Here is a 10,994-nt window from a genome sequence, read left to right as displayed (position 1 = left end):
CCTGCGGAGCCTCGCCGCCGACAAGGGCTACGACGATATGGGTTTCCGCGAGGAGCTTCGCGCAGAAGGCGTTCGACCGCTGATCAAGCATCGCGTCTTCGCACCGTACGACCACGCGCACAACGCCCGGATCGACGATGACCTCTACAACCAGCGGTCGGTGTGTGAGACGGTGAATTCGGTGATTAAGCGCTCGTACGGCTCCGCCGTCCGAGCGCGAGCGTGGTATCGCCAGTTTCGTGAAATTGTGCTCGCCGCCGCAGTCTACAACGTCGAACAAGCCGTGAAACAGTGAATCCCGTCGCCCTCTGCGGATTCAATGAAGCCCAACCAGACTAAAATTGCCGGGGTAGTATTCGACATTGTACGAGAGGTTTTCATATGAAACAGTCACTGAACGGTTCTCCAGCGGACCACTCTCGTTACTCTTTCCCTCAGCATCGACAGCTGCGACTCCAGTGAATGACGTCGATACTATCAATAGAAGTAGGCCCATCTCTTGCCGCATCAACAAGACCCTACGGGGGTGTATTCTTTGTTCTCACTACACATTACATCAATAACCCTATGTAATGGAGGGCAATCCACAGTGTTTTTTCGGTATGCAAACAGGCCCATGCTATTCTATCCCGCCCCACTGTATTTAAATTTCCACTTTCCACTTTGATTTTTATCCTTGCGATTTGTATTGTGCTGTTTAGGGGCCCTGTCCTGACCAAGGCCTACCAACGGTTTTCCCGACACAGGAACAAGCAGTTGCGTGAACCTCGACCCCGTCACGCTCGCCGGCGAGTACGTCCGCCTGGAGCCGCTCGACCCCGACGAACACCTCGACGACCTGACTGCCGCCGGGAGTGACGAGCGTATCTTCCGGTGGTTCGCGGACGCCTACGCCACGCCCGGGAAGATGCGCGAGTTCGTCGAGACCGCGCTGGAGTCCCAGGCGGACGGCGACGCGCTCCCGTTCGCGACCGTCCGCCAGGACACCGGCGAGGCCGTCGGCTCGACGCGGTTCTGCAACATCCGGCCGGCGAACCGGAGCGTCGAGATCGGTTGGACGTGGCTCGCCCCCGACGAGTGGCGGACCGCCGCGAACACCGAGGCGAAGCTGCTGCAGCTCCGGCACGCGTTCGAGGAGTGGGACTGCGTCCGCGTCGAGTTCGAGACCGCCGCGGGCAACGAGCGATCGCGTGAGGCCCTCGAACGCATCGGTGCCGTCGAGGAGGGCATCCTCCGCAGACACATGCTCATCCACGGCGAGCCACGGGACAGCGCCTACTACAGCATCCTCGACTCGGAGTGGCCCGACGTGGAACGCGACCTCGAGGCGAAGCTGGACCGGTGACGGACCCCGGAGTCAGGAGTCGCCGGTGTTCGGGTCCTCGAACGTGCCCTCGACGTACACCATCCGCCCGTCGATTGTCACCGAGCTGGAGGAAGCCTCCCCGCCGAGTGCGGCCTCGATGTCGGCCTTCGCGTCGACCTCGCTCTCGCTCTCGTACAGGATGGCGACGGTGGAGTCGAGCTGGTCGGTCGAGAACGACGCGCTCGTCGCGCCGCCGACGGCGTTGCCGCTGAGGTCGAGGTCGCTGAAGCTGGCGAGGCCGCTCGTGCCGCCGCCGGCGCCAGCGCCACCGATCTCGAACAGACCGCCATCGGATCTGTAGGCGACGCCCATGATCCCGCGGTTCGGGAGCGCCGTGACGAGCGAATCGTAGTCGTCGGAGCCCGACCGGAACCGGTCGGTGTTCCCGCCGTTCGCGTCGACGAGTCGCCGGGTTCGTGCCATCGGGTCCGCGACGGTCTGGCCGCCCCGGACCACGACGACGGCGTCGCCGGAGACCGCGATGACCGTGCCGTCGCTCCCCGAGCCGCTGCGGTAGAACGTGTAGCCCGCGTTGGAGTCGGCCTCCTGGCCACCGGCCCCGGACACCGACGACCCGACGGTCTCGGCGTCGAACGACCCCTCGAGGACGATGCCGTTGTCGACGAAGTGCGCCCGCTGGGCCGAGCCGTCCTCCTGGACGAGCGACGAGAGGCCGGTCTGGGCCAGTCCGAACCCGAGCCCCAGCGCCGCGGCGAAGAGGTACGTCGCCGGGATGCCCGCCAGCGGGTCGCCCCCGACGTTCGACGAGGTTTCGGTCTGCGTCTGGGTCTCCTCGTCCTGGTTCTGGAGGGTCCGGTACACCGCGAGGTCGAGCGTGAAGGCGTTCACCGGCTCGCTCACGCCGGCGGCCACCCAGGAGTCGTAGGTCGCGCGGTCGCCGCTGGGCGTGCCGCCACCGCCGCCCGTGAGGCTGCTACAGCCCGACAGTGTGGTCATCGCCGTCGCCCCCGCGACCCCCGCTACCTGCAGAAAGCGTCGTCGTTCCATCGTGTCCCGGCAAACAGTATCAGCACACTAATAGATTGTGAAGTGGATACTTTCGGCCAGCTCATCTGGCACTACTTCCGCTCACAACGTGTCGAGCACGCCGAGGACGCGCTCCTCGTTCTCGCGGCCGGGGTCGTGCTCGCTGCCGTCGCGGTCCGACGCCAGGTGGTCGTCGGCAGCGGCCTGCATCGCCTCGTCGACGGGCGTCGACTCCCAGCCCAGCGCGGCGAGCTTGTTCGTGTCGAGCACGTGCGGGTAGTCGCGATAGAGGACGTAGTCGTCGAGCGAGAGGTCGCCGATGGCCAGCTCGCGCTCGGAGGCGTGGACGACCTCGACGTCGGCGTCCAGCGCGTCGGCGACGAGTTCGACCATCTCCTCCAGCGTGACCAGGCGCCGGTCGCCGACGTTGTACGCTTCGCCGGGCTCGCCCGCCTCGGCGACGACCCGGAGCGCGCTCGCGACGTCCTCGACGTACGCCCGGTGCCAGACGTTCGTCCCGTCGCCGGGGACGACGACCCGGTCGTGGTTCCGCACGCGGTCGATCCAGAAGTCCAGCCGCTCGGTGTAGTCGTGCGGCCCGTAGACGATGCAGGGGCGGACCGCCATCGCGTTCACGCCGTCCTCGGCGGCCGCGAAGATGGCCCGGTCGCCCTCCGCCTTCCGCGGGCCGTAGCTCTCGCTCGAGTCGTCCGTCGCCTGCTCCTCGGTGCAGTCACAGAGCGCCGTCTCGTCCTCCCGTTTCGGCATGACCTCCGCGCCGTAGGCCGAGCCAGAGGAGATGTAGACGTAGGCGTCCACGTCGTCGAAGATGCGACACGCCGTGCGGACGTCCCGGGGGTAGTACGCCACGCAGTCCACGACGACGTCGGGCTCGACCTCGCGTGCCGCGCCGGCGAGTTCGGCGTCGTCGGTCCGGTCGCCCTGCACGTGGCTCGCCCGGTCGTCGTCCGCGAACGGGTTGTCGTGGGTCCCCCGATTGAAGACCGTGACCTCGTAGCCGTGGTCGAGGAACTCCGCCACCGTGTGTCGGCCGATGAACCGCGTGCCGCCGATGATGAGTGCCGTCTCCATGTGCGGTGCGAGGGTCGGTCGGGGGATGAACGTGGTGATTCCGGGTCCGTGTTACCGGGGCCTGCCGGGTGCGGCCATCCAGGAATCAGGACCGGGGCGGGCAGGGCGGCCGACGGCTAGTCGTCGCTCGACGCGAACCTGGTCGCCCCTGCCTCCGCGACGGCGGTGGCGCTCTCGGGGAGCTCCTCGCGCACGTCGGCAGCGTCTTCCTCGGAGAGGACGCGCTCGTAGGCGTCGGGCATGACCTTCACGAACGAGTCGAGCGCGGCGTCCCAGTTCTCGAGCAGTTCACGGCCGCGCTCGGAGTCGGTGTAGGCGACGTGGTTCTCGACGAGACGGCGGAGCATCGCGCGGTCGCGCTCGTCGAGGTCGCGCTCGAGGTGGACCATCCCGGTGTTCAGGTCGGCCTCGAACGAGCCGTCCTCGTCGAGCACGTAGGCGATGCCGCCGGACATGCCCGCAGCGAAGTTCTTCCCGGTGCCGCCGAGGACGGCGACGACGCCGCCGGTCATGTACTCGCAGCCGTGGTCGCCGACACCCTCGACGACGGCGGTCGCGCCGGAGTTGCGCACCGCGAAGCGCTCGCCGGCCATGCCGTTGACGTAGCACTCGCCGTCGGTCGAGCCATAGAGCGCGACGTTGCCCACGGCGACGTTCTCCGCGGGGTCGAAGCCGGCGTCCGCGGGCGTCTCCACGGCGATGCGCCCGCCGGAGAGGCCCTTGCCGACGTGGTCGTTCGCCCCGCCGACGAGGTGGAGCGCGACGCCGCTGGCGAGGAACGCGCCGAAGGACTGGCCGGCGGTGCCCCGGAGCGAGACGTTGACCGTGCCGTCTGGAAGACCCGCCTCGCCGTACTCGCTGGCGATGGCGTTCGAGAGGATGGCCCCGACGGTGCGGTCGGTGTTCGACACCTCGGTGGCGATGCCGACGGGCTGGCCGCGGTCGAGGGCGGGTTCGGCCTGCTCGAGCAGCCCGTAGTCGAGGTGGCCGTCGAGCTCGTGGTCCTGCTCGCGGACCTTCCGGCGCGGGCCCTCGCCCGTGTCGGCGAGGACGGCAGAGAGGTCGAGCTGGCCGGCCTTCTCGTGGTCGCTCTCCCGCTGGGTGAGGCAGTCGACGCGGCCGACCATCTCGTCGACGGTCTCGAAGCCGAGCGCGGCCATGATCTCGCGGAGCTCCTGGACGACGAAGGTGACGTAGTTGATGACGTGGTCGGGCGTGCCGGGGAACCGCGCTCGGAGGTCCTCGCGCTGGGTGGCGACGCCGACGGGGCAGGTGTTCTTGTGGCACTGGCGGGCCATCACGCAGCCGCCGGTGACGAGCGCGGCCGTGCCGAAGATGTACTCCTCGGCGCCGAGCAGTGCAGCGACGGCCACGTCGCGCCCGGTCTTCATGCCGCCGTCGGCGGTGAGCCGGACGCGGTCGCGCAGGCCGGTCCGCCGGAGCGTCTGGTTCGCCTCCGCGAGCCCGAGCTCCCAGGGCAGGCCGGCGTTCTTGATGGACGTGCGCGGCGACGCGCCGGTGCCGCCGGAGTGCCCCGAGATGTGGATGACGTCGGCGTTGGCCTTCGCGACGCCGGCCGCGATGGTGCCGATGCCGGCCTCGGACACGAGCTTGACGTTGATGTCCGCGTCGGGGCTGGACGCCTTCAGGTCGTAGATGAGCTGCTTTAAGTCCTCGATGGAGTAGATGTCGTGCAGCGGCGGCGGCGAGATGAGCCCGACGCCCGCGGTCGACTTGCGGACGTGGGCGATCATCTCGTTGACCTTCTCGCCGGGGAGGTGGCCGCCCTCGCCGGGCTTGCTGCCCTGTGCCATCTTGATCTGCAGTTCGTCCGCGTTCGCGAGGTACGTCGCGGTGACGCCGAAGCGGCCGGAGGCGACCTGCTTGACGGCGCACTCCTTCTCGGTGTCGAACCGTTCGGGCGGCTCGCCGCCCTCGCCGGTGTTGGCCTTGCCGCCGATGCGGTTCATCGCGACGGCGTTGTTCTCGTGGGCCTCCGGGCTGAGGCTCCCGAGGCTCATCGCGGCCGTCGAGAAGCGCTCGACGATGTCGTGGACCGGCTCGACCTCCTCGACGGGGATGGGCTCCCGGTCGCTGTCGAACTCGAGCAGCCCGCGCAGGGTCTGGAGCTGCTCGTTCTGGTCGTTGATCATCTCGGCGAACTCGCCGTAGTGCTCGTAGTCGCCGGCCCGCACGGACTGCTGGAGCGCGCCGACGGTGTTCGGGTTCCACTGGTGGTGGAGGCCGCCGGAGCGGTTCTCGTACTCGCCGGAGCGTTCGAGCTCGGGCGCACCCTCTGCGTCGTAGGCCGTCGCGTGGCGGTCGCGCAGGTCGGCCTCGATGTCCTCGATGCCGATACCCTCCGTGCGGTTCTCGGTGCCCTCGAAGTACTCGGCGACGAAGTCCGAATCCAGTCCCACGGCCTCGAAGATCTGCGCCCCCTGGTAGCTCTCGACCGTCGAGATGCCCATCTTCGCCATCGTCTTCAGCAGGCCGCCCTCGACGGCCTCGATGTAGGCGTCGATGGCCGCGGCGAGGTCCGCGCCGTCCGGCCCTCTGGTCACGTCGGCGATGGTCCGGAACGAGAGGTACGGGTTGATGGCGTCCGCGCCGTAGCCGACGAGCGTCGCGGTGTGGTGGACGGTGCGGGGGTCGCCCGACTCGACGACGAGCCCGGCGTGGTTCCGCAGGCCGTTGCGCACGAGGTGGTGGTGGACCGCGCCGGTCGCGAGCAGGCTCGGCACCGGCAGGCGGTCGGGGCCGACGCCGCGGTCGGAGAGCACGACCACGTCCGCGCCGTCCTCGATAGCCTCGGCGGCGGCCGCGCGAACGCGCTTGACGGCCGCCCCGAGGTCGCCGTCGACGGGGAAGGTGATATCGACGACAGCGGTCTCGATGCCGCCGCTTGCCTCGCTCCCGTCGAGGTCCCGTACCGCGCCCAGCTCGGCGTCGGTCAGCACCGGCGAGTCGGCGACGAGCTGGCGGGCGTGCTCCGGGCTCTCGCCGAGCAGGTTGCGCTGGTAGCCCATCCGCGTCTCCAGCGAGGTGACGAGCTCCTCGCGGATGTAGTCCAGCGGCGGGTTCGTCACCTGCGCGAACAGCTGCTTGAAGTACGAGAACAGCGGCCGGTTGTAGTCCGACAGCACCGACAGCGGCGTGTCGTCGCCCATCGAGCCGACGGGGTCCTTCCCCTTCTTGCTCATCGGCTCGATGAGGTTGTCCAGCTCGTCACGGGTGTAGCCGTAGACGGTCTGGCGGGCTCGCAGCCCGCTCGCGGCGTCGTCGTCCGCGGGCGTCGGCCGCGGGTCGTCGGCGGCGTGGTCCGCGAGGTCGACCTGCTCCTGGGCGACCCAGTCGCCGTACCGCTCGTCAGCGAGGTCGTCGAACACCTCGTCGTCGGGGACGACCCGGCCTTGCTGGGGGTCTGCGAGGAACAGCTGGCCGGGCTGGAGCCGGCCGCGCTCCCTGACCTCGCTCTCGTCGAGGGAGAGCGCGCCGGCCTCGCTGGCCATCACGAGCCGGTCCTCGGTCGTCACGTCGTAGCGGCAGGGACGCAGGCCGTTCCGGTCCAGCACGGCACCGACGCGGTCGCCGTCGGTCGCACAGACGAGTGCGGGGCCGTCCCACGGCTCGACGAGCGACGCGTGGTAGTCGTAGAAGTCCTTGCGGGCGAGGTCCATCGAGTCGTCGCCGCGCCAGGCCTCGGGGACGAGCATCCGCAGCGCGTGTGGCAGGTCCCGCTCCTGGGTGAGCAGTTCGAGCGCGTTGTCGACGCTCGCGGTGTCGGACTGGTCCGGGTCCTGGATGATGGGTCGGACGGCGTCGAGGTCCAGGTCGTCCGATTCGAGGTCAGTCTGGCGGGCCCGCATCCAGTTGACGTTGCCCTGGATGGTGTTGAACTCGCCGTTGTGGACGATGCCGCGGTATGGATGCGCGAGGTGCCACGCGCCGAGGGTGTTCGTCGAGAAGCGCTCGTGGACCATGACGAACGTCGAGGCGACGCGCCCGTCGCGCAGGTCCGGGTAGTAGCTCGGGAGCTGCTCGCCGGTCAGGAGCCCCTTGTAGACGAGGGTCTTGCGGTCGAGTGAGCAGACGTAGAAGCGCTCCGCGCCCTCGAACTCGACCTCGTCGACGGTCTTCTCGACGACGCGCCGGGCCTCGTACAGCGCCCGGTCGAACGTCTCGGTGTCGGTCTCGGGGGCCGCAGGTGCGACGACCGCGTGCCAGACGTCCGGCTCGGAGTCGAGGGCGGTCCGGCCAAGTCCCTCGTTGTCCGTCGGGACATCGCGCCAGTGCAGCACGTCGACGCCGCGGTCGGCGAGTGAGGTCTCGACGAGCTCCTGCATCGGTTCGCGTTCCGCTGCGGCCTGCGGGAAGAAGAATGCGCCGACGGCGTAGGTCTCCGGCAGCTCGACGGGGAGTTCGTCGGCGAGGAACGCGTGGGGCGTCTGGAGCAGGATACCCGCGCCGTCGCCCGTGTTCGGCTCGGCACCGGTCGTCCCGCGATGTTCGAGGTTCTCGAGGAGTTCGAGCCCGTCGGCCACGACCGAGTGGTCGCTGCCGCCCGCCAGGTCCATCACCATCCCGACCCCGCAGTTGGACCGCTCGTCGTCCGGGTCCGCGAGCCCCCGGCTGGCAGGGGTGACCCGCTGTGGCTGGTTCATGTGTACACGGGACACTGACTCGTATAAGAGGCTACTCCTGAATGGCTAAGGGTATTAATAACACATATAAGGCAATATTGATTGTGGATATCTCCACTCGGTGAGAGACCACAGAACGGATGCGTGCGGGCCGGTGAGTCCCCGATTCGACCGCGAGCTGAGACGAGTCGAGACGGTTCGAACCCTCAGTACGTCTTCGCGAAGTACGCGATCTCCTCGGCCGGCTCGCCGCACATCGTGCACTCGTCGCTCTCGAGTTCGAGCGCCTCGCCGTCGTCGAGCTGGGCCTCGGGGACGGCCTCGTCGTCCATCGGGACGAGGACGATCTCGGCGTGGACCTTCTCCTTGACCGCCTCCTCGCAGGCGTCGTCGCCACACCACGGCGTCTTCACGTAGCCGCCGTGCTGGCCGATGGTGCCGAGTATCTCGTTGACGTCCTCGACCGCACGGACGTTCTCGACCAGGTTCTCCTCGGCCGCGGCGTACAGCTTGTCGAACACCGCGTCGAGGTGCTCCTCGACCGCGTCGGCGATGTCGGCGCGGTCCTCGACGACCTCCTCGCCGTCGGGCCGGTGGACCACCGTCACTTCCTCGTCCTCGACCTCGTAGCCGCCGATCTCGAACCGGACGGGGACGCCGTTGAGCTCCCACTCGTTGAACTTGAAGCCGGGGTTGCGCTCGTCGCGGTCGTCGAGGTGGACGCGGACGCCCGCCTCCTGCAGCTCGGCGGCGATCTCGGAGGAGTACTGCATGACCTCCTCGCGGTTCTCGTCGTTGTAGATGGGCACGATGACGACCTGTTCGGGGGCGAGCGCCGGCGGCAGCACGAGCCCCTGGTCGTCCGAGTGCGTCATGATGAGCGCGCCGAGTGCCCGCCAGGACAGCCCCCACGAGGTCGTGTACGCCGTCTGCTCGTCCTCGTCCTCGTCGGTGAACGTCACGTCGTACGCCTCCGCGAACGACTGCCCCAGGTGGTGGCTGGTGCCGCCCTGGACCGACTTCCCGTCGGGCATCAGCGCCTCGACGGAGGTGGTCGTGTCCGCGCCGGGGAACTTGTCGTGCTCGGGCTTGGAGCCCCGCAGCACCGGAATCGCCAGCACGTCCTCGTACAGCTTCGCGTACTGGTCGAGGCGGGTCATCACCTCGTCCCACGCCCCCTCGTTCGTGGCGTGGGCGGTGTGGCCCTCCTGCCAGAGGAACTCCTTGGTGCGGAAGAACGGCTTCGTCTCAGTCGCCTCCCACCGCACGACGCTCGCCCACTGGTTCAGCCGCATCGGCAGGTCGCGGTGGCTGCGCACCCAGTCACTGATGAAGGGTGTGATGATGGACTCGCTCGTCGGGCGGACCGCGAGGCGCTCCTCCAGCTCGTCGTGCCCGCCGTGGGTCACCCACGCGACCTCCGGATCGAACCCCTCGACGATGTCCTTCTCCTGTTCGAGGTAGCTCTCGGGGATGAACAGCGGGAAGTAGCTGTTCGTGACGCCCGTCTCCTTGAACCAGCCGTCGAGGTGGTCCTGCAGTCGCTCCCACAGCTCGTAGCCCCGCGGTCGGGTGACGATGAACCCCCCCATCGGCGCGTAGTCCGCCAGCTTCGCCTTCTGGACCACTTCGGCGTACCACTCGCCCGTGTTGTACTCCTTGGACTCGGTGATACCGAGTTCCTGTTCTCCACTCATTGTCTGTACGGACTCCTGTCTGGATTATAAACCCCTTGAACGTGTGCGACTGCGTCTGAGAGTGATTGTGGCTGTGATTGTGGACATATGGAGAGCTCCTGCATGCGTGAGAATAACTGGTAGCGACAACCGACAGAAAGCCCCGAGGTTCTCGGCCCGTTCAGTCCCACCCGACCGCCACCCGCACCTCGAACCTCCCCACCCTCCTGCGATGCTCGCTCCGCTGCGCTTCTCGTCCCTCGCACGAATGGCTCGCGGCCTGGCGAGACTCCTTCGTCGTCTCGCTGCCCTCCGCTCACTGCGTTCGCGGAGACCTCGCGGGGCTCGGCACGCTCGCCAGTCGCGCGCCAACTGTTGGCTTCTCAGCCGCACACCGATTGTTGGAGGACTCCCAGGCCCGGGTTCGGGGCTGGTAGGCTCACCGAGCCACCACTGTCCAGTGACCATACCCAAGCCGGTTGCCGACGTGTAGATGTACGATGACATTCGGGGGAACGATGACAGGGGAGGAATCGGCATGAAGGTGCTCACCGGCGAGTGGCGCGTCCTCGGCACGCGCTCGGACGGGCGGACGATGCTCGTCCACCCGCTGTTCGAGACCGAGATTCCAGCCGCGGTGCGTGTCGGCGAGGCCGTCGCGGTCTCGACGACGAACTACGGCGGCGAGCTGCAGCCCGTGGTCGACGAGCTGGAGCCCGGCAACCGCGTGGAGGCGGGGGTCTACCCCGGCACGCCGGGGCGGTTCACGACCGTGGAGCGCACCGACGACCAGCGGCTCGTGCTGGGCTTCCGGCCGACCCGCACGCCGGACTTCGTGGTGAGCCTCTGGAACGAGGCCATCGCGGGACACGCCGGTGACGGTCCCGTCGCGGCGAGCCGGTCCCTCTCGACACCCGAGGGGACCGCCGAGGTGTACGTCGCGCAGTCCGTGACGCGGGGCGAGGACGACCTCTGGTGGGCGTTCGTCGGCGGGAGCGTCGAGGAGTCGTTCTTCGACTCGTTCGACACCGCGCCCGGTCGCCCGGCCGAGTTCGTCGCGGGCAACCCCGCCGGCGTCCCGTACTTCTGGGTCGTGAAGTTCTCGGAACGCGACACACAGACGCGGCGACAGCTCGCCATCGCGGCCGGGCTGGTCGGGCAGGACGTCGACATCGACGCCGAACTGACCGAGCTGGCCGACGGGCTCGGCGGGGACGTCGTCGCCTGACC

The 10,994-nt window shown here is 68.4% G+C and carries 7 protein-coding genes; 3 read left to right on the top strand and 4 right to left on the bottom strand.

The genetic code is table 11. From position 1 onward, the window contains the following. Together BLT27_RS06360 and BLT27_RS06355 are read left to right on the top strand one after the other, a co-directional pair. On the top strand, positions 1–295 hold a 295-nt coding region (locus BLT27_RS06360; protein WP_139172266.1), incomplete at its 5' end, for a transposase. 465 nt (positions 296–760) lie between these two features. Further along, positions 761–1,345 carry a GNAT family N-acetyltransferase gene (locus BLT27_RS06355; RefSeq protein ID WP_089732198.1) on the top strand — a complete coding sequence of 195 codons (585 nt, stop codon included), beginning with the start codon at positions 761–763 and terminating at the stop codon, positions 1,343–1,345. Between the two features lie 12 nt (positions 1,346–1,357). Here the strand turns inward: BLT27_RS06355 and BLT27_RS06350 are convergent, their stop codons facing one another. From BLT27_RS06350 to proS, 4 genes are all read right to left on the bottom strand, one after another. Then, positions 1,358–2,374 (bottom strand): hypothetical protein, encoded by a 1,017-nt coding sequence (locus BLT27_RS06350; protein ID WP_139172265.1) that lies wholly within the window; start codon positions 2,372–2,374, stop codon positions 1,358–1,360. Positions 2,375–2,455: 81 nt separating this feature from the next. Further along, positions 2,456–3,445, bottom strand: coding sequence for an NAD-dependent epimerase/dehydratase family protein (locus tag BLT27_RS06345; RefSeq protein ID WP_089732196.1), 990 nt, complete (start codon positions 3,443–3,445; stop codon positions 2,456–2,458). Positions 3,446–3,561: 116 nt separating this feature from the next. Further along, on the bottom strand, positions 3,562–8,109 hold the full coding sequence (gene gltB / locus BLT27_RS06340) for a glutamate synthase large subunit (protein ID WP_089732195.1): 4,548 nt from the start codon (positions 8,107–8,109) through the stop codon (positions 3,562–3,564). 185 nt (positions 8,110–8,294) lie between these two features. Continuing rightward, positions 8,295–9,785, bottom strand: coding sequence for a proline--tRNA ligase (gene proS, locus BLT27_RS06335; protein ID WP_089732194.1), 1,491 nt, complete (start codon positions 9,783–9,785; stop codon positions 8,295–8,297). 472 nt (positions 9,786–10,257) lie between these two features. On the opposite strand from proS, the gene BLT27_RS06330 reads away from it, so the two are divergent. Then, the gene (locus BLT27_RS06330; RefSeq protein WP_175526400.1) at positions 10,258–10,992 is read left to right on the top strand and encodes a hypothetical protein; all 735 of its coding nucleotides are present in this window, start codon (positions 10,258–10,260) and stop codon (positions 10,990–10,992) included. The last annotated feature ends 2 nt before the right edge of the window (positions 10,993–10,994 follow it).

Origin of the sequence: Haloarchaeobius iranensis (assembly GCF_900103505.1) — an archaeon.
In the GTDB taxonomy this organism is placed as follows: Archaea; Halobacteriota; Halobacteria; order Halobacteriales; family Natrialbaceae; genus Haloarchaeobius; species Haloarchaeobius iranensis.
Note: the sequence above shows the minus strand (reverse complement) of the source record. Positions and strands in the feature narration are given on the sequence as shown.

Bases quoted from the DNA above. Each gene is read 5' to 3' on its own strand.
- BLT27_RS06345 (WP_089732196.1), bottom strand. From the start codon at position 3,445: ATGGAGACGGCACTCATCATCGGCGGCACGCGGTTCATCGGCCGACAC.
- proS (WP_089732194.1), bottom strand. From the start codon at position 9,785: ATGAGTGGAGAACAGGAACTCGGTATCACCGAGTCCAAGGAGTACAAC.
- BLT27_RS06330 (WP_175526400.1), top strand. From the start codon at position 10,258: ATGTACGATGACATTCGGGGGAACGATGACAGGGGAGGAATCGGCATG.
- BLT27_RS06350 (WP_139172265.1), bottom strand. From the start codon at position 2,374: ATGGAACGACGACGCTTTCTGCAGGTAGCGGGGGTCGCGGGGGCGACG.
- gltB (WP_089732195.1), bottom strand. From the start codon at position 8,109: ATGAACCAGCCACAGCGGGTCACCCCTGCCAGCCGGGGGCTCGCGGAC.